This is a genomic window from Pseudomonas sp. CVAP#3 (assembly GCF_018986375.1).
Taxonomy (GTDB): Bacteria; Pseudomonadota; Gammaproteobacteria; order Pseudomonadales; family Pseudomonadaceae; genus Aquipseudomonas; species Aquipseudomonas helvetica.
Map to the genome: position 1 here is coordinate 170,290 of NZ_JAHMSC010000007.1, position 22,705 is coordinate 192,994.

The 22,705-nt window shown below is 56.5% G+C and carries 23 protein-coding genes and 2 pseudogenes; 23 read left to right on the forward strand and 2 right to left on the reverse strand.

Annotated elements, in window-relative coordinates; all coding sequences use genetic code 11:
• Positions 1–37: 37 nt before the first annotated feature.
• Complete coding sequence (locus tag KRR23_RS14575) at positions 38–514, reverse strand: hypothetical protein (RefSeq protein WP_216743061.1); 477 nt, start codon at positions 512–514, stop codon at positions 38–40.
• A gap of 970 nt (positions 515–1,484) precedes the next feature.
• Here KRR23_RS14575 and KRR23_RS14580 point away from each other — a divergent pair.
• From KRR23_RS14580 to KRR23_RS14690, 23 genes and pseudogenes are all read left to right on the forward strand, one after another.
• On the forward strand, positions 1,485–2,402 hold the full coding sequence (locus KRR23_RS14580) for an NAD(P)-dependent oxidoreductase (protein ID WP_216743062.1): 918 nt from the start codon (positions 1,485–1,487) through the stop codon (positions 2,400–2,402).
• Positions 2,396–2,710 carry an NIPSNAP family protein gene (locus tag KRR23_RS14585; RefSeq protein WP_216743063.1) on the forward strand — a complete coding sequence of 105 codons (315 nt, stop codon included), beginning with the start codon at positions 2,396–2,398 and terminating at the stop codon, positions 2,708–2,710. Before KRR23_RS14580 ends, KRR23_RS14585 begins: the two co-directional genes overlap by 7 nt.
• 15 nt (positions 2,711–2,725) lie before the next feature.
• Positions 2,726–3,658 (forward strand): VOC family protein, encoded by a 933-nt coding sequence (locus KRR23_RS14590; protein WP_216743064.1) that lies wholly within the window; start codon positions 2,726–2,728, stop codon positions 3,656–3,658.
• Positions 3,651–4,028, forward strand: a complete 378-nt coding sequence (locus tag KRR23_RS14595) for a YciI family protein (protein ID WP_216743065.1) — start codon at positions 3,651–3,653, stop codon at positions 4,026–4,028. The genes KRR23_RS14590 and KRR23_RS14595 overlap by 8 nt, the downstream gene beginning before the upstream one ends.
• A 10-nt stretch (positions 4,029–4,038) precedes the next feature.
• Positions 4,039–4,992 carry a fumarylacetoacetate hydrolase family protein gene (locus KRR23_RS14600; RefSeq protein ID WP_216743066.1) on the forward strand — a complete coding sequence of 318 codons (954 nt, stop codon included), beginning with the start codon at positions 4,039–4,041 and terminating at the stop codon, positions 4,990–4,992.
• Positions 4,993–5,173: 181 nt separating this feature from the next.
• Entirely contained in the window at positions 5,174–6,121 is a 948-nt protein-coding gene (locus KRR23_RS14605) for a transporter (RefSeq protein ID WP_216743067.1), read from the forward strand.
• A gap of 87 nt (positions 6,122–6,208) precedes the next feature.
• Positions 6,209–7,444 (forward strand): MFS transporter, encoded by a 1,236-nt coding sequence (locus tag KRR23_RS14610; RefSeq protein ID WP_216743068.1) that lies wholly within the window; start codon positions 6,209–6,211, stop codon positions 7,442–7,444.
• Positions 7,445–7,634: 190 nt separating this feature from the next.
• Positions 7,635–8,498, forward strand: coding sequence for a VOC family protein (locus tag KRR23_RS14615; protein WP_216743069.1), 864 nt, complete (start codon positions 7,635–7,637; stop codon positions 8,496–8,498).
• Positions 8,495–9,199 (forward strand): class II aldolase/adducin family protein, encoded by a 705-nt coding sequence (locus tag KRR23_RS14620; protein WP_216743070.1) that lies wholly within the window; start codon positions 8,495–8,497, stop codon positions 9,197–9,199. Before KRR23_RS14615 ends, KRR23_RS14620 begins: the two co-directional genes overlap by 4 nt.
• An 18-nt stretch (positions 9,200–9,217) precedes the next feature.
• A complete protein-coding gene (locus KRR23_RS14625; protein WP_216743071.1) occupies positions 9,218–10,678 on the forward strand; it encodes a 2-hydroxymuconic semialdehyde dehydrogenase in 1,461 nt (486 codons plus the stop codon).
• A 10-nt stretch (positions 10,679–10,688) separates the two neighbouring features.
• Entirely contained in the window at positions 10,689–11,471 is a 783-nt protein-coding gene (gene dmpE / locus KRR23_RS14630; protein ID WP_216743072.1) for a 2-oxopent-4-enoate hydratase, read from the forward strand.
• A gap of 11 nt (positions 11,472–11,482) precedes the next feature.
• Entirely contained in the window at positions 11,483–12,286 is an 804-nt protein-coding gene (gene dmpH, locus KRR23_RS14635; RefSeq protein ID WP_216743073.1) for a 2-oxo-3-hexenedioate decarboxylase, read from the forward strand.
• A 16-nt stretch (positions 12,287–12,302) separates the two neighbouring features.
• Positions 12,303–12,503: a 2-hydroxymuconate tautomerase family protein gene (locus tag KRR23_RS14640; RefSeq protein WP_007971593.1), complete on the forward strand. Its 201-nt coding sequence runs from the start codon at positions 12,303–12,305 to the stop codon at positions 12,501–12,503.
• Positions 12,504–12,538: 35 nt separating this feature from the next.
• A complete protein-coding gene (locus tag KRR23_RS14645) occupies positions 12,539–13,477 on the forward strand; it encodes an acetaldehyde dehydrogenase (acetylating) (RefSeq protein WP_216743074.1) in 939 nt (312 codons plus the stop codon).
• 10 nt (positions 13,478–13,487) lie between these two features.
• Positions 13,488–14,507: a 4-hydroxy-2-oxovalerate aldolase gene (dmpG, locus tag KRR23_RS14650; RefSeq protein ID WP_095966101.1), complete on the forward strand. Its 1,020-nt coding sequence runs from the start codon at positions 13,488–13,490 to the stop codon at positions 14,505–14,507.
• A 123-nt stretch (positions 14,508–14,630) separates the two neighbouring features.
• A pseudogene (locus tag KRR23_RS29425) lies at positions 14,631–15,005 on the forward strand (LysR family transcriptional regulator); the annotation flags it as partial.
• Between the two features lie 19 nt (positions 15,006–15,024).
• A complete protein-coding gene (locus KRR23_RS14660; RefSeq protein WP_007938271.1) occupies positions 15,025–16,668 on the forward strand; it encodes an acetolactate synthase large subunit in 1,644 nt (547 codons plus the stop codon).
• Between the two features lie 40 nt (positions 16,669–16,708).
• Positions 16,709–18,151: an NADP-dependent succinate-semialdehyde dehydrogenase gene (gene gabD / locus KRR23_RS14665; protein ID WP_216743075.1), complete on the forward strand. Its 1,443-nt coding sequence runs from the start codon at positions 16,709–16,711 to the stop codon at positions 18,149–18,151.
• 156 nt (positions 18,152–18,307) lie between these two features.
• A pseudogene (locus KRR23_RS14670) lies at positions 18,308–18,705 on the forward strand (hypothetical protein); the annotation flags it as partial.
• Positions 18,706–18,803: 98 nt separating this feature from the next.
• Positions 18,804–19,568: an SDR family NAD(P)-dependent oxidoreductase gene (locus KRR23_RS14675; protein ID WP_216743076.1), complete on the forward strand. Its 765-nt coding sequence runs from the start codon at positions 18,804–18,806 to the stop codon at positions 19,566–19,568.
• A 74-nt stretch (positions 19,569–19,642) separates the two neighbouring features.
• A complete protein-coding gene (locus KRR23_RS14680; RefSeq protein WP_216743077.1) occupies positions 19,643–20,107 on the forward strand; it encodes an SRPBCC family protein in 465 nt (154 codons plus the stop codon).
• A 54-nt stretch (positions 20,108–20,161) separates the two neighbouring features.
• Entirely contained in the window at positions 20,162–20,554 is a 393-nt protein-coding gene (locus tag KRR23_RS14685) for a nuclear transport factor 2 family protein (RefSeq protein WP_216743172.1), read from the forward strand.
• 102 nt (positions 20,555–20,656) lie between these two features.
• On the forward strand, positions 20,657–21,565 hold the full coding sequence (locus tag KRR23_RS14690; protein ID WP_216743078.1) for a LysR family transcriptional regulator: 909 nt from the start codon (positions 20,657–20,659) through the stop codon (positions 21,563–21,565).
• A gap of 71 nt (positions 21,566–21,636) precedes the next feature.
• Here KRR23_RS14690 and KRR23_RS14695 read toward each other — a convergent pair whose 3' ends face one another.
• Positions 21,637–22,575 (reverse strand): LysR family transcriptional regulator, encoded by a 939-nt coding sequence (locus tag KRR23_RS14695; RefSeq protein ID WP_007938283.1) that lies wholly within the window; start codon positions 22,573–22,575, stop codon positions 21,637–21,639.
• Between the last annotated feature and the right edge of the window lie 130 nt (positions 22,576–22,705).

Here is a 22,705-nt window from a genome sequence, read left to right on the forward strand (position 1 = left end):
CATCTTATCATCTGAATCCAAACGATCTTATAGTGATTTATGACGGAAGATCGGGTGAAAGTGTGGCATTACTACTTTGGCTTTTGGTTTGTGGAGCGCTAGGCCTCGAGGCGAGGAAATAGTCACGAAGTGTGCAGTTAAAAGAATCAAATCCTGGCCAGTAATTATCCCAGTAATCATAATCCAAATATAAGGCTTCATCACGCTCATCGTTATTCAGTTGTTGCCAAGCCGTCTCGAATCGCCTCCTCCAATCGCGAGAATTTAAGAGCTGATCTGCTGAGGTTTCATCCAATTTGGCAAATTTTATCAGCGCTTTCTTCGCATATTTTTCATCGGCTAGGCATCTTGGATCTACTTTCGCATTCACCATATCTACGATGTCCAGTATCCAACCAATAGTTTGGAAGCGACAGCGCCGTGCGGATCGAGACTCCTGGCTTAAATAGTTTATTTCAACCCATGCTAGGTCTTGTTCTTCTCTATGTTCGATATGGATGATGTAAGCAGACATGAGGTGCTCCTGTTTTTGTTATTATGAATTAAGCCTAGCATGAGAATTTTTTGCCAGCAAATGCTTTTGGCTTGACATTTTTCAAGTGTTGGTTATACAGCGTTATAACTAACTGAGCCGTGTAAGAAAGTTAAAGCTCTGAGTAGGGTATTTACTAAAAGAGCGGTCTGGGCCCAAAGTCAGCGGTCACGCCCTTCGGCATCCAGATGCAATTCCAATGCTCCCAGTGGTTCATGCAGAGCACCTTTTCGAATGAGCAGAGGGCCGAGACTAGGAGATTCTCCGGTGGTTGGCGTGCCTGAGTTCTAGCGAGCTGATAATTCGACTTTTTCAACAGAATCGGCCGGTGTCTGCCGGTTGTTATCAGTCGTATTGGTTCGGTTAGCGACCATGCTTGACTCTGTCCATCCTTGTCCTCCTCCATCGAGGAGGACAAGCCATGAACACGATAGCTATCAATAGCCACGAGCTATGGAGCAAGGAAAGACTCGTCGATAAAAACACTCCGTCTCAGAGATATCTGGGCCATTCGAGTAAGGTTCCAACTCACGGAGAAGGTACCGGATCCGACTCTCTTTGACTCAGCAATCGACAGCCAGCTGCAAGCCTGCGACCAGAGTATGAGACGTAGCTTGATTGACTGAAGCGGATGGCCGTTTGAACGGCTCCGAGCGGCTACTACCGCGCATTCACACGTCTCAGCCAAAACCTGAAAACGAGCGTGAGCTGCGCAGCAACCAAGCTCGCCAGCAAAGTCTTGCATCCTGGCCGGTCGCTCATGGCCGATTCCTGTGTCCTCATGAAGGTCATCGCTTTCCAGCTCCTTGGATGAGGCATCGAGCTTCGTATAGCGCTTGCTTCTACTTATTCATAACTTCTGCTGTTTGCTCCCGAGCTCGGCTGCGCCTAGGTTAGCGCCTAGCCGAGCTTCAAGCTTTGCGTCAAAGAACAACAATAAGAGAGGCGAAAAATGCCTGTGATAACCATCGGTATGGTGGGAATCGGCCAACTTGGCCTTCCTATCGCAACCAACCTGCTTGCGGCCGGATTTCGCGTGGTCGGTTACCGACGTCGAGATCGCGAGGCCTTCATCCGTCAGGGTGGCATCGCGCTCGAAAGTCCAGCCGCCGTAGCGGCGCAATCAAACTTCATCCTCACTTGCCTGCCCAGCGAAGTGGCCCACATGGGAATCATGGAGGGGCCTGATGGCCTGCTTCAGTCCATAGGGTCACAGCACACGCTCATCGAGATCGGCACCTATCACAAAGCCTTCAAGCAACGTATGGCTCAGCGCATCGAACAACGTGGTGCGCGGGTGTTGGAGGCGGAGGTCAGTGGTACGCCATCAATGGTTTCCCAACGCAAGGCTTCCTTGTTTCTGGGCGGCGACCCTGACCTGGTGGAGCACTGCAAGCCGGTGCTCGATGCGATCGCCGACATCCAGTTCCACATTGGTGGGTTTGGGTGCGCGGTCGCGATGAAATTGATCGCTAACTATCTCGTGACTATTCACACCCTGGCCGCAGCTGAGGCGCTAAACCTTGGCGTGAAAGCAGGGTTCAGCGCACAGCAGGTGGTTGAGGTGATACGCCAAAGCGCGGGTGGCTCAACGATGTTCAGCGCAAGAGCACCGATGATGGCTGATCGTCACTTCCTACCGGCGCCAGGACCTTTCGCCACGCTGGAAAAGTACATCGACATGGCCAGTGAGCTGTCCGAGGAACTCGGTAGCGCCGCGCCTTTGTTCAATGCCGCCAAGCCCTATTTTCTAAGGGCTATCGAAGAAGGCATTGGTGAAGAAGATATCTCGGCAGTGATCAAGTTGATCGAAGCCGACTCCCAGGCCGACTCCCAGGCACATTCCAAAAAAGAGAAAACAACATGCTGATTGAACAACGTACCTATCAACTCAAGCCTGGCGCCCTGCACGAATTCCTCCGTGCTTACGAGGAGGAGGGGCTACCACTTCAGGGTGAGGCGCTGGGCAACTTGATCGGTTATTTCAAGCCGGAAACAGGGGACATCAATCGAGTCATTCAGTTGTGGGGGTATTCCAGCTACGAGGACCGCGCCCAACGCCGTGCGGCGCTGTCCAGCGATCCAAGATGGCGTACGTTCCTCGGCAAAAATGGTCATCTGGTGGTTGCCCAGCAGGTTGAACTATTGAGCTCCGCACCCTTTTCCCCTATTCGTTAAGAAGGAGCATCCAAGATGATTCGTTCTCTACAACACGTAGGCGTGACAGTTCCAGATCTTGAAGTGGGTCGTTCCTTCTACGAAGCTGTTGGGCTCGAAGCCCGCATGGCAGGTGAGCATTTGGTGTTGCGTTGCAAAGGGCGCGCCCAGGATCAAGTGCGACTGATGCCCGGCACTACAAAGCGCCTCAGCTATGTCTCGTTTGGTACCGATGCTGAGGGGCTGCAGACCATTCGCGAAAACCTGAGCTACCACGGTGTGGTCATCCATCCGGCACCTTTTGATATTGACCAGGAAGGGCTGTGGTTTCGTGACCCCTCCGGCGACTGGGTACACGTCAGTGAGGCCGAGTCCATGCCGATGGCTCCGTTACCGGCGCCAGAGTTGAATACCCCTGGACGGTACCGTCGCATCGGTCAGCGCGGGTGCACACCGGCCTCGAAGTTGCGTCGAGTCACACCGTTACGCCTGGGCCACTTGATAAAATTCACCCCCGATGTGGATCGTTCGATTGATTTCTATACCCGGGTGCTAGGGATGAAAGTCTCTGACCGCGCGGGGGACAAGATCGCCTTTCTGCGTTGTGGCTGTGGCGGTGATCACCATGTGCTGGGCCTGGCCAAGAGCAGCCATAGTGGCCTGCATCATCTCAGTTTCGAGGTGATGGGTATTGATGAGATCGAACTGGGCGCTCAACACCTGATGAGCCTGGGCTACGAAAGCGCTTTTGGCATGGGACGACATGTGGCCGGCTCCAACTACTTCCATTACATCCGCGATCCTTGGGACAGCATGGTCGAATATTTCTGGGACATCGATGTCATTCCCGAAGATGACAGCGAATGGCTGGCTATCGACGGGGCACCGCCAGACCTGATCGCCGTGTGGGCAACCAATCCACCCCCTGAGGCGTTCATTCAGAACTTCGAGGCGGTGCGTGATGAGTGATAGCTCTAAGACCAAGGAACTGCTGGCAGGGATGTTGAACAAGCCGCTGTTCGTGGTCATGCGTACGCCACGGGATCTGACCCGCGTACCAGAGCTGCTGGACGCCCACTTGAAGTGGGCGATTCTGGCGCAACAACGCGGCGAGTTGTTCGCTTCCGGGCCCTTTGTTTCGGATCAGACCTTTCCCGGTGAGCTGGGTGGCATGAGCATTCTGCGTGCGGCGGATCATGCCGAAGCGCAGCGCATTGTCCAGTCAGATCCCTTTATCGCCCACGGCGTTTATGACGTGGACATACGCAAGTGGCTGCTCATGGAAGGCGGCCTGACGCTCCACGTCAGCTTTTCCAACCAACGCTTTTCGCTCCTGTGATGGTGGCCCCATGAAGTATCAGCTTTTCACCTATCGGATGGATGTCCAGTCAAACGCTACCGGCCTGCTGGTTGGCGAATACGCCTATGATCTCGGTCAGCTGGTAGCCACGGCCGGCCTTGAGTTGCCGACAGCTTCCATTGATACATTGCTCGAGAGCTGGGAGACGTCCAATCCAAAGCTTCAAGACCTTGCAATATCAGTATTTGAAGCACCAGCGCATTATGAGTCGCAACGGCTCGACCTTGACGCTTTGCACTTCGCGCCGTTCCTGGAGCGTCCCGGCACCCTCTATTGCGCGGGCGCAAACTACCGTGACCATGTCGAAGCCATGGCTCGTGCGTTCAACATGAAACTGTCGCTGGATCCGCGCAGCGAGGGCATTGCTCCATGGCATTTCATCAAGCCCGGTCGCGGCAGTCTGGTCGCACACAAGCAAGCGGTAGACATTCCCGAAGGTGTCCGCATGCTCGATTGGGAAGCCGAGTTGGCGGTGGTGATCGGCAAGAGAGCGTCGCGTGTCTCCATTGAAGATGCACTCGACTATGTGGCGGGTTATACCTGCGCCAATGACCTGTCCGCGCGTGATCGACTGCGCCGAGAGCAAGTCGATCCGAGCTCGCCGTTTCGCTTCGACTGGATTGGACACAAATGCTTCACGGGCTCTTGCCCGCTGGGCCCGTACCTGACGCCGGCACAATTCGTCAAAGATCCCGAGAACTTGAATATCAAGCTGTCGAGGAACGGCGCTTGGGTACAGGATTCCAATACCCGCAATCATATGTACGGAATTGCAGAGCAGATTTCCTATCTGAGCCAGACCATCGATCTGTTTCCCGGCGATGTTCTGTTGACGGGAACCCCGGCAGGCGTGGGCATGGAAAGCCACACATTCCTGGACCGCGGTGATGTTTTGAAAGTCTGCATTGAAGGGCTGGGCGAGCTGGAAACCACTATTCGGTAATACCTCTCGGAGGGCCGGGCAATCAGTGCCCGGCCGTTGAATAACTCAACTGTTTGCAGCGTCCTGACAAATGACGGCATGCATCGCCGCACCTGAAATTTGCCAGCCGCTTTTAAGTAACGCTAGGGCTGAAAGTTAAAAAATTCTCCTCCGTAATACAAAAATAAAAATGGAACATGAGATGAACACACTAAGATCAAATACCCATCGCGCGTCAAACACCTGGATCAGTACCCTCTGCATAGGTCTTTTTTTTGTTCCGCTTGCCCAGGCAACAGAAGGCGGCGGCACCTCATACCCACTGGGTGTGAATACGGTCCTCGCGGGAAAGATGCCACCGCCAGGCTTTACCGAGTTTTTCTACTTGTCCGACTACAGTGCGAATAAAACGCTGGATGGCGATGGCAATCAAAAACAAGGTATTCACAACTTTGACCTTGATGTTCAAGCACTGTCGATGCGAGTGGATTACGTCTATCAGGACTACTCGATTTTGGGTGCCAAGCTGGCCAGTCGCATTGCCTTGCCCTTGGTCAAGGGCGACGTCAAGTTCGATGTCGATACGCCTGCTGGTCGAGTTCATCGCAGCGATCACCAAGAAGGCATCGGCGATCTGACGGTAACTCCATTTGTATTGGGGTGGAGCTCTCCACGGTACAGCCAAATACTCGCTCTGGATGTGTTTGCGCCTGTGGGGTCCTATGACAAGGACCGCCTTTTCAACCCGGGTCGAAACTACTGGGCTTACGGGCCATGGTATTCGTTTACCGCCTATCCGTTGGAAAAACTGGAGGTCAGCGCCAAGCTCATTTATATGATCAATGGTGAGAACCCCGCTACCCACTATCGTTCCGGCCGTGAGTTCAACGCCGACTACAACATTGGCTATAACATTACTCCCGAATGGCAAGTGGGCGTGAACGGCTATTTGTATAAGCAGGTCAGCGATGATGAGAAGAATGGTCAGACGTACCTGGATGGTAACCGTGGTCAGGTCGCCGCAATCGGCCCCTCGATCAAATACCAAACCCCGGCAATCGGGTTTGTCATGAAAGTGCAGCACGAGATGCTGGTCGAGAACCGTGCTGAAGGTAATAAAGTCTGGCTGCAGGCCGTTTACCGATTCTGAACTTTGCCTCTTTCCAAGGCTGCCATAAACAACATGGCAGCCCGCGGAACGAACATCACTGTCCAATAATTAAAATCAGGTGAAATCGTGACTGGAATATCCAAGTGGCATGTACTGATCGGTGGGTTTATCGCCTACCTTTTTGATGCAATGGAGATCATCCTGCTAACGCTCGCTCTGCCCGTTATCCGTCAGGATCTGGGGCTGAGCCTCAATGAAGTGGGAGCGCTGGCAAGCGCTACATTGCTGGGTATTGGTGTGAGCGGCGTTGCCACAGGCTGGTACTCCGACAACTTCGGTCGGCGCAGGGCATTGATGGTATCGCTGGCAATCTTCGGCGCACTGACCTGTTTCTTTGCATTCGCTCATGATCTCTACGTACTGATGGGCTTGAGATTTATCTCGGGTCTTGGACTTGGCGGGGTATGGACGATCCTCTCGGCTTATATCGTCGAAACGTGGCCGCCCACGCAACGCGCCAGAGCCATATCCTTCGTGATCAGTGCCTTCCCGGTTGGCGCCATCGTGGCTGCCATGGCCGCAAAGTTCATGCTGCCGGAATGGCGTTTGATGTTTTTCGTGTCCGGCGCCTCGGTGATACTGCCGATCATTTATGTGTACTTTCTAATTCCGGAATCTCCGGCCTGGAAGGCTCAGCGCGATACTCAGGGAACGGCTGCGAAGCGGATATCCGTCAGCGAGATTTTTTCGCCTGATCTACTTCGTAACACCTTGCTGGGGTCTCTTGCAGCCAGCTTTGCATTGCTTGGCTCCTGGGGAGTCAGCACGTGGCTGCCCACCTACCTGATACAGGACCGTGGCTTGAGTGTGGCGTCGATGACCAGCTTTATGGCGGTACTCCATCTAGGGAATTTCTTTGGCCTGAACGTATTCGGTTTCATCGCTGACCGCATTGGCAAGTGGCTTACGATTGTCATATCGCTACTACTCACATCAACGATGGCGCTGGTCTACGTCTATACCGTCCAGACCCAATCGCTGATCTGGATAGGGGCGGGGTACGCATTTTTCATGGTGTTTGCAGGATTGTTCGGCTCTTACTTCGGCGAGATGTACCCCGTCCGGGTGCGAACGCTGGGGGCGGGCTTCTGTTTCAATGCAGGCCGCGGGTTAGCAGCTTTTGCCCCCTTGCTGCTCAGTGGCATTGCCAGCTTTTATAGCCTGGCTGCGGGACTGATGGTCTGCGCTGGCTTCTACGTCATTTCCGCCTTGTTCGTGATCTCCATGCCAAGGAATAAAGCAGTGGGTGAGGTGAGTACGCTGATGGGCACTTCAGACATTGCCAAAGAGGCAATCGGGTAACCTAATCCGTTGGTGCCAATGCCTCGTATCTACTGATACGGGGCATTTTTTTTGCTCCAGAAAACAGGTGGCTGGTGGTGATATCTGTATAAATATTTCAGATAGTGCGAATAACTAATATTTGCTTCTTTTATTTATTGGTCAACGGGAAGATGAATCCCAGACAACAATAAATAAGAGGACATCCCTCATGATCAACCTGCATGACATTCGATACATACGGTTGGGAACCGCGAATCTGGATGACGCGCGTCGCTACGCCACTCAGATTCTCGGGCTGCAGGTCGCCCGAGAAGCCAACGGCGCGGTGTATTTCCGATCGGACAGTCGTGACCACACGCTCTGCTATTACGAAGGCGATCCGCAGGAAACCACGACAGCGTTCGAGGTCAGGACGGCGCAAGATCTGGAAGACGCAGCGGTGTTGCTCGAGCATCATGAATTCGACGTGCAGCATGGCTCACGTGCAGACGCTGAAGTGCGCTATGTCGACGACTTCGTTCGCTTCAAGGATCCCAGCGGCAACAACATCGAACTGGTGTTGCGTCCCCTTGCCAGCGGGCGACGCTATTTCCCAAGCCGCGATGCGGGTATCACCGGTTTCAGCCACATTGGCTTGCGCACCATGAATGCCCGGCGTGACGAACTGTTCTGGACTCAGCTGGCAAACGCCAGGGTAAGTGACCGAATTGGCGAGGCGCCGTTACTGCGCATCGACGAGGTTCACCACAAAATCGCATTGTTCCCTTCGTCCCATCCCGGCGTGCAACACATCAACCACCAGGTGGAAACCGTCGATGACTTGATGCGCGCCTATTACTTCCTGGTTGAGCGGGGCATTCGCATCCTCTTCGGTCCGGGCCGCCACCCCACCTCGGGCGCGATGTTCCTCTATTTCGAGGGACCTGACGGCATGACCTACGAATACTCGACAGGGGTCAGCTTGATCTCTCCGGAGAATGATGCAAGCCACCAGCCTCGCCAGTTTCCGGCGGAGGGTGCGGGATTCTGCATGTGGGGCGCCAAGCCAGACATTCCGGAGTTCAAATCGTGAATCGCTTGCCAACTCCCAGCCGCGATCAGCAATCGCAAGTACGGGTGGCCGCGCGCGCCTTGGCCCGCGCTGGTCTGGTTCATGCCTACGGGCACTGCAGCCTGCGGCTGGATGAGGAGCACTTTCTGGTTTGCGCAGCGCAACCGATGGGTTTGATCCGGCCGGGCGAGTCAGGAATTGTGGTGCCGATCAAAGGTGAATTGCCCGACGGAGTGCTGGGTGAAGTCCGCATCCACCAGCAAATATACCGTCGCCGCCCGGATGTCCACGCAGTGATTCGAAGCATGCCTGCCCAGGTCATGACCCTGTCTTGCGCAAGGCTCACACCCCGTCCTCGCCATGGAATGGGCAGCTATTTCCAGTCGCCAATCCCGCTGTGGGACGACCCGCAGCTGCTGCGCAGCGACGAACAGGCCAGCGCCCTGGCCAATCAATTAGGACAGGGCAACGCCTTGGTCATGCGTGGCAACGGCGCCATCGTCGTTGGCGCGTCGCTGATCGAAGCGTTGACGTTGACCTGGTACCTGGAAGACGCCGCGCGAATTGAATTGCAACTGCACAGCGCAGGTCTTGCAGCTCAAGGGCCGGTACTCGACGCACAGGCCTGCGCACGACGGGCTGTCACCAGCGGCCGAATTTACGAGCGCATGTGGGAATACCTGACGGCGGGCGACCCCGAATCCAGCGCTCCAACACTCTAAAACAAGAAGGAATACCTTATGCCTGCGAAAGAATTCCGCCATTTCATCAATGGTGAATGGGTGAGTAGCGCCCGTACCTTCGAGAACCGAAACCCGGCCGATAACAGTCTGATCGGCCTGGTGCATGAGGCCGGCAAAGCTGAGGTCGATGCCGCCGTACGAGCTGCGCGCGATGCATTGAAAGGCCCTTGGGGCAGCATGACCGTCGCCCAGCGAACGGCCCTGTTGCACAAAGTGGCGGATGGCATCGAACGTCGCCATGAAGAGTTTGTGGCTGCCGAAGTGGCCGATACCGGCAAACCCCGCGCACTCGCCGGGCACTTGGACATTCCCCGTGGTGCGGCCAACTTCAAGGTGTTCGCCGATCTGATAAAGAATGTGCCGACAGAAAGTTTCGTGATGGACACCCCTGACGGTGGCAAGGCGGTGAACTACAGCGTGCGAGCACCGCGTGGTGTCATCGCTGTTGTTTGTCCTTGGAATCTGCCGCTGTTGCTGATGACCTGGAAGGTCGGGCCGGCCCTGGCCTGTGGCAATACTGTGGTGGTTAAACCCTCTGAAGAGACACCGGCCACTGCCACACTGCTCGCCGAGGTCATGAATGAGGCCGGCGTGCCACCGGGTGTGTACAACGTGGTGCATGGTTTCGGCGGTGACTCGGCTGGAGCCTTCCTCACCGCTCACCCAGAGGTCAATGGTGTCACCTTCACCGGTGAAACCGGCACGGGCGAGATCATCATGAAAGCCGCAGCCAAGGGTATCCGCCCGGTATCGCTGGAACTGGGCGGCAAGAACGCCGGCATCGTTTTCGCCGATGCGGACCTGGAAAAGGCCGTCAAAGGATTGGGGCGCGCCGTGTTCGAGAACAGCGGTCAGGTCTGCCTAGGGACCGAGCGCATCTACGTGCAGCGTCCGCTGTTCGAGCGCTTTGTCGCTGCATTCAAGGCCCACGCAGAAGGCATCAAAGTGGGTGACCCGAACCAGCACGACAGCACTATGGGACCAGTGATCTCGCTCGGTCACCGCGAAAAAATTCTCTCTTATTGCCGTCAGGCGGTGGCCGACGGTGCCACGGTGGTCCACGGCGGTGGCATTGCCCAGGTACCGGAACACCTGGCCGAAGGGGCCTGGTTCGAGCCGACGATCTGGACCGGTCTTTCGGAAACCTCGGCCGTGGTTCGCGAGGAAATCTTCGGCCCGGTTTGCCATATCGCCCCCTTTGATACCGAAGAAGAAGTCGTCCGTCTGGCTAACGACACACCCTATGGCCTGGCGGCCAGCGTGTGGACCAGCAACCTGCAGGTCGCCCATCGCCTGGGCAGCGCGCTGGACGTGGGTGTCTGCTGGATCAACTCATGGTTCCTGCGCGACCTGCGTACCGCCTTCGGCGGCGCCAAACAGTCGGGTATCGGCCGTGAGGGGGGCGTGCATTCGCTTGAGTTCTACACCGAGCTGCGCAACGTCTGCGTGCGGCTGTAAGGAGCCATTCATGAATAAGCAAGAGATCCACGTTCTCGGCCAGCAACTGCACCAGGCCCTCAGCAACTGCCAGGCTCTGGCGCCGCTGACCGACACCTACCCGGACATGACGCTGGAGCAGGCCTATGAGGTACAGCTGTCGATGATCCAGCGACGCCTTGACGACGGCCAGAGAGTCATCGGAAAAAAGATCGGCGTCACCAGCAAAGTGGTGATGGACATGCTCGGCGTCGATCAACCGGACTTCGGTCATCTGCTCTCGGACATGCTCTATGCCGACGGCGCCGCCATCGCCATCGACGGTTTGATCGCCCCCAAGGCCGAAGGCGAAATCGCGTTCGTGCTCAAGGAAGACCTGCATGGCCCTGGTATCACCGTGGCTGATGTTTTACGGGCTACTGACTATGTGATGCCGTGCTTCGAGATCGTCGATTCGCGCATCCGTGACTGGAAGATCCGTATCCAGGACACCGTCGCCGACAACGCTTCCGCCGGGGCTTTCGTTCTGGGCGGGCAGGGCGTGGCCCCGCGTGACGTCGATCTGGCGTGCGTCGGCATGACCCTGGAAAAGAACGGTGAAGTGGTTGCCACTGGCGCCGGTGCTGCGGCCCTCGGCCATCCGGCGAATGCCGTGGCCTGGCTGGCTAACAAACTCGGTCAACTTGGCATTGGCCTGAATAAGGGCGAAGTCATCCTCTCTGGTTCGCTGGCGGCCATGGTGCCGGTCAAGGCCGGTGATCAATTGCGCATCAGCCTGGGCGGCATTGGCTCGGCCTCCGTTCGTTTCGTTTGAAGGAAACCTTTATGAATCTCTCTGCAAGCACTATCGCCCAACTGGCCGAACACCTGGAAAACGCCGAGCTCAACCGCGAGGCGGTGGCCAAGATTACCGACGCCCACCCGGACATGGACTGGGAAGACGCCTACGCCATCCAGGACTCCATTCGCCAGCGCAAGGAGTCTCGCGGTGTACGTATCGCCGGCCTGAAAATGGGCCTGACCTCTTTCGCAAAAATGAAGCAAATGGGGGTCACTGAGCCGATCCACGGCTTCCTTACGGACTACGGCTCTTGCCTGGACGGCGCGGCTATCGATGTTGACGGGTTGATCCATCCCAAGGTCGAGGCCGAGATCGCCTTTGTCCTCAAGCATCCGCTCAAGGGACCGGGCGTCCATGTTGGAGACGTATTGGCAGCTACCGATTTTATTTTGCCGGCAGTTGAAGTGATCGACTCGCGCTACGAGAACTTCCGCTTCGATCTCAAGAGCGTCATTGCCGACAACACCTCTTCGGCGCGCTTCGTCACCGGCGGGCAGATGTGCGGTGTGCAGGGAATCGACCTCAAATGCCTGGGCGTGGTGCTGGAGAAGAACGGCGAAGTGGTCGCGACCGGTGCCGGCGCCGCGGTGCTCGGGCACCCGGCGCAGAGCGTCGCCATGCTGGCCAACATGCTCGGCGCCAAGGGGCGTGAACTACCGGCGGGCTGTTTCATCATGACCGGTGGTATCACTGAAGCCATTGCCGTTGCTGCCGGGGACAACATCACCGTCCGCTACCAGCATTTGGGCAGCGTCTCCATGCGCTTCACTTCATCCAGCCAACGTTGATCCGGAGCTATCGACCATGCCTATCGCCATGATCCACCTCGCCGAAGGCCGCAGTGAAGAGAAGAAGCATGCACTGCTGCTCAACGTCACCCAGGCCATCGCGCAAAGCCTCGATGTGCCCGTAGATAGCGTACGCGTGCTGCTTCAAGAGATTCCCGAAACCCAGTGGGCTGCGGGTGGCAAGACACTTGCCGAACGCCGGCGTGGTAACGCCTGATCCCAGGCTGTGTGCAACGACAGGACACAATAACAATGAGTAATCCAATCAGCGTCGCCATCATCGGCTCGGGCAACATCGGCACCGACCTGATGATCAAGATTTTGCGTCACGGCAAACACCTGAAAATGGCCGCCATGGTCGGCATCGACCCGGCTTCCGACGGCTTGGCCCGCGCCCAACGCATGGGCGTGGCGGTGACCCATGAAGGTGTTGAAGGCCTGACCCGCATGGACGTGTTCAAGGACATCGATTTCGTCTTCGATGCCACCTCGGCCGGCGCCCACGTGAAAAACGATGCCTTCCTGCGCTCGATCAAACCCGGCATCCGTCTGATCGACCTGACACCTGCAGCCATCGGCCCGTATTGCGTGCCGGTGGTCAATCTGGAACAGAATCTCGGCCAACTCAACGTCAACATGGTTACCTGCGGTGGCCAGGCGACCATCCCCATGGTCGCAGCGGTATCACGCGTGGCCAAGGTGCACTATGCCGAAATTGTCGCCTCGATCGCCAGCAAGTCCGCGGGTCCTGGCACTCGTGCCAACATTGACGAATTCACCGAAACCACCTCCAAGGCTATCGAAGCGATCGGCGGCGCAGCCAAGGGCAAGGCGATCATCGTGATGAACCCGGCCGAACCGCCGCTGATGATGCGTGACACGGTGTTTGTGCTGTCCGAAGCCGCTGATCAGGCGCTGGTCGAAGCCTCTATCGTCGAGATGGCTGCCGCCGTACAGGCCTATGTACCGGGCTATCGCCTGAAGCAAAAAGTCCAGTTCGACGTGATCCCGGAAGACGCCCCGCTGAACATCCCCGGCCTCGGAAAGTTCTCCGGGCTCAAGACTTCAGTGTTCCTCGAAGTCGAAGGTGCCGCCCACTACCTGCCAGCCTATGCCGGCAACCTCGACATCATGACTTCCGCTGCCTTGGCCACCGCCGAGCGCATGGCGCAGTCGATGCTGAACGCCTGAGGAGACCGACATGACCTTTAATCCCGGTAAAAAACTCTACATCTCCGACGTCACCCTGCGCGATGGCAGCCATGCCATTCGCCATCAGTATTCGCTGCAAAACGTGCAGGATATTGCCCGCGCCCTGGACAAAGCCAAGGTTGACTCGATCGAAGTCGCCCATGGCGATGGCCTGCAAGGCTCAAGCTTCAACTATGGCTTCGCTGCGCACACCGACCTTGAGTGGATCGAGGCCGCGGCCGATGTGATCAGCCACGCCAAGATCACTACCTTGTTGTTGCCTGGCATCGGCACCGTGCATGACCTGAAAGCAGCCTACAACGCCGGTGCCCGGGTGGTGCGCATCGCCACTCATTGCACCGAGGCCGATGTGTCGAAACAGCACATCGAATATGCCCGCGAGCTGGGCATGGACACCGTCGGTTTCCTGATGATGAGCCACATGATTCCGGCCGAGCAGTTGGCTGCCCAAGCCAAGTTGATGGAGAGCTACGGCGCGACCTGCGTGTACATGGCCGACTCCGGTGGGGCGATGAACATGCAGGACATCCGCGAGCGTTTCCGTGCGTTCAAGGCGGTGCTCAAGCCGGAAACCGAAACCGGCATGCACGCCCACCACAACTTAAGCCTGGGCGTGGCCAACTCCATCGTCGCGGTGGAAGAGGGCTGTGACCGCATTGACGCCAGCCTGGCTGGCATGGGGGCGGGGGCGGGCAACGCGCCATTGGAGGTGTTCATCGCTGCCGCCGAGAGACTGGGCTGGAATCATGGCACCGACCTCTACACCTTGATGGATGCCGCCGATGACATCATCCGTCCGCTGCAGGACCGTCCGGTGCGGGTAGATCGCGAGACGCTGGCGCTGGGTTATGCAGGCGTTTACTCCAGCTTCCTGCGTCATGCCGAAGCGGCGGCCCAGCGCTACGGGTTGCGTACCGTCGACATCCTGGTCGAATTGGGACGGCGAAAAATGGTCGGTGGGCAAGAGGACATGATCGTCGATGTGGCACTGGACCTGACACGACGTTGAGTTATCCACGCGTCCGCATAACACTCAAGAATTCCAGTTTTACTGCACCTGCCGGTCGAAGCCCACGTCGCTTTGCTGGCAAGTGCAGTGTTTTGGTTTCTGAATGTCAGTCAGGGCGCTGTGATGAAAGATCTAAATCTGCTCTATACCTTTGAAGCGTTGTGGCGAGACCACTCCGCTTCAATAGCGGCGCAGAGTCTGGGTGTTACGCAGGCAGCCGTCAGCGGGGCGCTCAAGCGGTTACGAAACGACTAAGGTGACAGGTTGTTTACTCTGGTAGGTCGCCGAATGGAACCCACACCGTTTTGTCTCCACATCGCGCCGCGACTGTTGGCCTCCCTTGCGATGGTCAGGGAGGCTGGAAGCCAAATGCCGGTGTTTGATCCGAAACGTTGTGAAAAGACATTTACCATCAGAATGCGCAACGTTGGCGAAGTCGTTAGGTTCCCCGCCATCGTAAGCGAATTGTCCAAGGTTGCACCTCAAGCGCGGATACATGATTTTAGAGGAGAGTGAAATGCTCAAGGCTTCAGACGTCGTAGTGCAGTGCCTCGAGAATGAGGGCGTAGAGTTCGTGTTCGGGATTCCTGGTGAAGAGAACCTGGATTTACTTGAATCACTCAGGCGCTCCAACATCCGGCTCGTTCTCACTCGACATGAGCAATCGGCTGGTTTCATGGCGGCAACCTATGGCCGGTTAACCGGCAAAACGGGAGTCAGCTTATCGACCCTTGGCCCTGGCGCTACGAACCTGGTCACTGCTGGCGCCTATGCCTACTTGGGTGGAATGCCAATGCTCATGATTACCGGGCAGAAGCCAATCAAAAAGTCCAAGCAGGGCCGTTTCCAGATTCTTGATGTTGTTGGGATGATGCAACCGCTGACCAAGTACACCCACCAGTTGGCGTCCGCTGACAACATTCCCTCGCGTGTGCGTGAAGCCTTCCGCCTTGCTGAGGAAGAAAAGCCCGGAGCGGTTCATCTTGAACTTCCCGAGGACATCGCCGCGGAGCAGACCGAAAGCCGGCCAATTCCTCCGAGCCTGCATCGTCGCCCACTGGCCGAACACAAGGCCATCGAGGCCGCAGTCGAGAAATTGCAGACAGCCCGTAGCCCGATCCTCGTGATTGGTGCCGGCGCCAATCGCAAGATGACTGCCAAGGTACTCAAGCAACTGATCGACAAGACCGGCATCCCTTTTGTCACCACTCAGATGGGCAAAGGCGTGGTAGATGAGCGTCATCCACGCTTCCTTGGCAATGCCGCACTGTCTTCCGGCGACTTCGTGCACCGTGCCGTCGAGGCGGCTGATCTGATCGTAAACATTGGCCACGACGTGATTGAAAAACCGCCATTTTTCATGGTCCGTGGCGGCACCGAAGTCATCCACATCAACTTCCGCTCCGCCGAGGTCGATCCGGTGTACTTCCCACAGGTCGAAGTGATCGGCGATATCGCCAATGCTGTTTGGCAGATCGGCGAGTCCTTGAATGACACTTCACACTGGGACTTCACCCGCCTTATGACGATCCGTGAATCCAACGAGGCCCAAGTGATCGAGGGCGCGGACGACAACCGTTTCCCGATCTACCCGCAGCGCTTTGTCGCCGACGTGCGTCGTGCCATGCCCTCGGAAGGCATCGTGGCTCTGGATAACGGCATCTACAAAATCTGGTTCGCGCGCAACTACAAGGCACATAAACCCAACACCGTACTGTTAGACAATGCCTTGGCAACGATGGGTGCGGGCCTGCCTTCGGCGATGGCTTCACATTTGGTCTATCCGGATCGTCCTGTGGTAGCTGTGTGCGGTGACGGCGGCTTCATGATGAACAGCCAGGAGCTGGAAACCGCCGTACGTTTGAAGATGAACCTGACGGTCATCATCCTACGCGATGATGGCTACGGCATGATCCGTTGGAAGCAGTCCAACATGGGGTTCACTGATTTTGGGCTGGACTACGGCAACCCGGATTTCGTCATGTATGCGCGAAGCTATGGTGCCAAGGGCCACCGGGTGGAAAGCGCCGAAGGCTTCTTGCCGCTACTGCAGCGCTGCATCAGTGAGCCGGGTGTGCACGTTATCGATTGCCCGGTGGATTATTCCGAGAACGATTTCATTCTGAACCATGAGCTGAAAAGACGTAGCGCTTTGGTTTAAGCCAACGCTCGCCAACCCCTCATTCAGATAAGGAAACGTCATGCAGCTTAAAGACACCCTGTTGTTCCGCCAGCAAGCCTTCATTGATGGCGCTTGGGTCGATGCGGACAATGGTCAGACGATCAACGTCACTAACCCGGCAACGGGCGAAGTTCTGGGCACCGTGCCGAAAATGGGCGCAGCGGAAACCCGCCGTGCCATCGAAGCCGCTGACAAAGCGCTGCCGGCCTGGCGTGCACTGACCGCCAAAGAGCGCGCGAACAAGCTGCGTCGCTGGTTCGAACTGATCATTGAGAACCAGGACGACCTGGCTCGCCTGATGACCCTGGAGCAGGGCAAGCCATTGGCCGAAGCCAAGGGCGAAATCGTTTACGCCGCGTCCTTCATCGAATGGTTCGCCGAAGAAGCCAAGCGCATCTACGGTGACGTGATTCCGGGCCACCAGCCAGACAAGCGCCTGATCGTGATCAAGCAGCCAATCGGCGTGACCGCTGCGATCACTCCGTGGAACTTCCCGGCTGCCATGATCACCCGTAAAGCCGGCCCGGCCCTGGCCGCCGGCTGCACCATGGTGCTCAAGCCTGCTTCGCAAACGCCTTACTCGGCCTTCGCCCTGGCTGAACTGGCCCAACGTGCCGGTATCCCGAAAGGCGTGCTGAGCGTGGTGACCGGCAGCGCCGGCGACATCGGCAGCGAGCTGACCAGCAACCCGATCGTGCGCAAGCTGTCCTTCACCGGTTCGACCGAAATCGGTCGTCAACTGATAGCCGAATGCGCCAAGGACATCAAGAAAGTGTCCCTGGAACTGGGCGGCAACGCGCCGTTCATCGTGTTCGACGACGCGGACCTGGATAAGGCCGTCGAAGGCGCGATCATTTCCAAGTACCGCAACAACGGCCAGACTTGCGTCTGCGCCAACCGTCTGTACATTCAGGACGGCGTTTACGACGCATTCGCCGAGAAGCTGAAAGTGGCTGTCGCCAAACTGAAGATCGGCAACGGTCTGGAAGCCGGTACCACCACTGGTCCGCTGATCGACGAAAAAGCCGTGGCCAAGGTCAAAGAACACATCGCCGACGCCTTGAGCAAAGGCGCCCAGGTACTGGCCGGTGGCAACACCATCGAAGGCAACTTCTTCGAGCCGACCATCCTGACCAACGTGCCGAACAGCGCTGCCGTGGCCAAGGAAGAAACCTTTGGTCCACTGGCGCCACTGTTCCGCTTCAAAGACGAAGCCGAGGTGATCGCGATGTCCAACGACACCGAGTTCGGCCTGGCCTCGTACTTCTATGCGCGTGACCTGGGTCGTGTGTTCCGTGTGGCGGAAGCCCTGGAATACGGCATGGTCGGCGTCAACACCGGGTTGATCTCCAACGAAGTCGCGCCGTTCGGTGGCATCAAGGCCTCGGGCCTGGGCCGTGAAGGCTCCAAGTACGGCATCGAAGACTATCTGGAAATCAAGTATCTGTGCTTGAGCGTGTAATAGGTTTTCAACCTTATTAGTCTGATTGACTGAAAGGAATGGGGCCGGCGAGTCCGGCTCCGATTTTTTCTTCTGTCCTTTCATATCACTGAAGCTATCGCTCCGCGGCTACAAGCCACCCCAATTTTCAATGGAAGTGGGCGTAGGACCAACGGATACGCACGAAAGCTGGACATGGATGTGGTTGGCTTCTTGATGATGAGCCATATGTAGCCCTCCCAAGGGGTGGTGCAGCAGGGCAAGCTGATGGAAAGCTACGGTGCGCCGCAGCCGAGCGCCTGGGCTGGAACCATGGCACCGATCTGTACACCCTGATGGATGCCGCCGATGACATCATCCGTCCCCTGCAGGACCGTCCAGTGCGCGTTGATCGCGAAACGCTGGCACTGGGTTGTGCCGGAGTTTACTCAAGCTTCCTTCGCCATGCCGAAGCGGCTGCCCAGCGCTACGGGTTGCGTACCGTCGACATCCTGGTCGAATTGGTTCGGCGAAAAATGGTCTGTGGGCAAGAGGACATGATCGTCGATGTGGCGCTGGATTTGACCCGCCGCTGATTGGTGCAACAGCGCAACAGTCTTTGGTGGTTTTACGGGATTCTCGATCGTTGCCCCGGTAAATACAGTAAGTGGCATTACAAAACGAGAGTGTGGATATGAGCAACCTTGACGACCGGAACATCATTATCACTGGCGCCTCGGGCGGAATTGGCCGTGCTTCGGCACTGGCTTTTGCCAAAGCGGGCGCGAGGGTTGTGCTGCTTGATCGCGATACCGCAGGCATCGAAGAAACCGCCAGTGCTGTCACGGCTGCCGGCGGCAAGGTTTATTCAATCCCCTGCGACGTTACCGACGAAGATGCTGTGGCCGCAGCAGTCGATGATGTCGTCACTCGATTTGGCCGTCTGCATGGCGCGTTCAACAATGCAGGGGTCGAGCAAAGCAATTTGCCTCTGCATGAAATCTCGTCTGCGGCGTGGGATCGCATTATCCGCATCGACCTGACCGGTGTTTTCTACTGCATGAAGCATCAGATCCGCGCCATGTTGAACAGTGGCGGTGGCGCCATCGTGAATACCGCTTCGTCCCTGGGCTCGGTAGCGATTGCCGCTGCGTCGGACTATATCGCTGCCAAGCATGGGGTGGTCGGTTTGACCAAGGCTGCCGCCGTCGACTACGGCACCCTCAATATCCGGGTCAACGCAATCATGCCAGGCATCATCGAAACGCCGATGATCGTGCGTGCGAGTGAAGAGCCTAATTTTGCCAAACAGTTCGCTGCATTGCGCGAACGACACCCTATCGGTCGTTTCGGAAAACCGGAAGAAATCGCCAAGGCTGCGCTATGGCTGCTGTCCGATGACGCCAGTTTTGTGACCGGTACGGCAATGGCCGTAGACGGTGGTTATCTCACCGTTTGAGACCCCCTGACAGACTGTCCCTGACACTCGACAGGGAGTCGGTCACTTTTGAACCTGAAACCCCGGAGTACCCCATGATCAATGTAAGTCGTCGCTTGAAAGTCAATGCCCCTGAGGAGTCGGACGGTGTGAACCTGAACCGCAGCCAGGTATGGGAAGGGTTGGTGAGCAAGGCTCGCAATGCGGTGCCGTTCGTTGATGCCATTACCGAATGTAATGTCGTTGAGGACCAGGGCAATACCTTTATCCGCGAAGTGGTGCTTTACGGTGAGCGCCTTCAGGAAATGGTCCTGCTTACTGAAGAGCAGCAAGTCGAGTTCGTGCGCCTCTCCGGTAATGCCCGTGGTCTGATCAAGAACGTCATCGAGGAAGAGGATGGCGAACTGTTCCTGCGCTTCTCCTTCGATTTCTCCCTGCCGGGCGTATCGGCGGGCAGCGAGAAGGAAGTCGAGTTCTCAACCGGCATGCAGACGTCCTACCTGAGCGCCGTGCGATCCACCCTGCAAGCCATCCGTAACAAGGTCAGCAAAGCGGCATAAGATTCACCGCAGCGACCAGAAATGAAAAAACAAAAACAAGAAATGAGGCGTGCAATGAACCATGAATTGACAGGTATGTTTGAAAGTGTCGATCGGATGTCGATCGAAGGTTTTTTGAGTTATCTGGCTGATGATGTCGTGTTTCGGTTTGGCAATCCCCCGGAAATGAAGGGGAAAAAAGTTGTCGGGGAGGCGATTGAGTTATTTTTTACTCAAATAGCCTCTCTGAAACACGTTCTTCAAGGCGTGTGGAGCGAAGGCGACACAACAATAATGCGCTTTGATACGTATTACACAAAGCATGACGGCACGGTTATCAATGTTCCTTGCTGTGTCGTCGTTCACTTCAATGCTTCCCGCTTGATCAATGATTATCGAATTCACATTGATCTTTCACCGCTGCACAGTAGCGCATCTGCCAGTGATGTTATCCACGCGACTGCATAACACTCATGAGTGCCAGTTTTACTGCACTTGCCGGTTGGAGCCCACGACGCTTTGCTGGCGAGTGCAGTGTTTTGATTTCCGGACATCAGTCAAGGCGTTGTGATGAAGGATTTGAATCTGCTCTATACGTTTGAGGCGTTGTGGCGAGACCACTCAGCTTCAATTGCGGCGCAGAATCTGGGTGTCACGCAGGCTGCCGTCAGCGGTTCGCTCAAGCGGTTACGAAATGATTATGGTGACAGGTTGTTTACGCTGGTCGGTCGCCGAATGGAACCCACTCCGTTTTGCGTCCATATCGCGCCGCGACTGTTGGCCTCCCTTGCGATGGTCAGGGAGGCCGGATGCCAAATGCCGGCGTTTGATCCGAAAAACTGTGAAAAATCATTTATCTTCAGAATGCGCGATATTGGCGAAGTCGTTTGTTTGCCCCCTATCTTGAGTGAATTGTCCAGGGTTGCACCTCAAGCGCGGATACACACCGTCGGGGGTGGGATGGATGAGACGCTCAATGGCCTGTCCACTGGCCGGATCGACTTGGCACTCGGCTTTATGCCGACCCTTCAGACTGACATTCACCGTACACCGGTTTTTTCTCAGCATTATGTCTGCGCCATGCGCAAAGACCACCCCTTGGCACATTGCGGCTTAAGCCTTGAAGCCTTTGTCACCAGTGAGCATTTGTTGGTGGAATCCGGTGGTAGTGGTCACCAGGCACTGGAGCGTGCCCTGATCGATGCGGGTGGCAGAGACTGCATTAAAATGCGCACCCCTCAGTTCTTGTCCGGTCCGCACTTGCTGCTGGATACCGACATGATATGGACGCTGCCTATCGCCTTGGGTAAAACCTTGGCGCGATTTTATCCTCTCGTCATACACCCTCTGCCTCTGCAAATACCCTCGTTCGAGATTGATCTGTACTGGCATGACCGATTTCATCGAGACCCTCAGAACAAGTGGCTGAGAGAAATGGTTGGCCAGGTACTGCGCAGCCAGCAATCGGCCTGGCAGTAGTCGTTTTCAAGAGAGCTGCAATCCTCATTCCCAAACTCAAAGCATGAGCGCGCGGGGCGTTTGCACCTTTATCAAACGACCCTCTCAACGGTGATGCTTCGCTCCTGGATGCTTTGGGGTAAATGGAGGCTCAGGTAGTCGATCAGGCTGCGAACGGAGGGCAACATCCCCTTCGGTTTGGGGTAGAGCAGATGGATGATATGCGTTGCACCGGTCCAGGAGGGGATGACGACTTCCAGAGCCTTCGCGCGCACAGAGGCTGCAGCTATGGGCTCTGGCAACAAGGCGACGCCCAACCCATTAACAGCGGCCTCCAACTGCATACGTAGATCATCGCAGATGAGACGTGGCTGATGGCTGACCAGCCGCTCTTCACCTGATGAACTGCGCAGGAACCAGCGACCGACACCATCATGGATGTCACCAGGACGAGAAAGTGTCTCGATTTCTGAAATGGCCTTGATCGTGGCAGGCCGGCCGACACGATCGAGAAACCGAGGGCTTGCTACCAGTATCTGCTGGGTTGCCCCTAATTCCTTTGCGACCAACCCGGCCGTTTCTTCAATCCGGGCACGCGATCGCAAGGCCACGTCGAAGCGCTCTTCAAAGAGGTCGACCTCCCGATCTACTGCATTCAACTCAAGCCGTACCTTCGGATATTTTTCCATATACCCAGGCAGCAGGGGGGCCAAATAGCTCTGCGCCATGACCTGAGGACAGCTCAGCCGTACCAACCCGACAGGTTCTCGTCGAAGATGCTCCACACTTTCATAGGCGGTATGCGCACCCTCGACAACGGGTTGGCTGAGCGTAAAGAAATGATGGCCAGCTTCGGTCAGCGAAACCTGGCGTGTTGTGCGATGTAACAGTCTGGCTCCCATTCGCAATTCCAGATCCGCGACATGACGACTGAGCAACGTTTTTTCAATGCCCGTTGCCCGTGCAGCTGCCGAGAACCCTCCATGTTTGACCACCAGCACGAAGTAATAAAGGTCATTAAGGTCTTTCATGCAGTTGACGCTCTCCTGCGAGGGGCACCGCTGAGCAACCGTCAACGGAACCTGGCGCTGTACTGATTGAGTTCGAGGCGTGTGGAATGGCTTCGAAGGCTGATGTAGTTATCATTGATCAAACTGGATG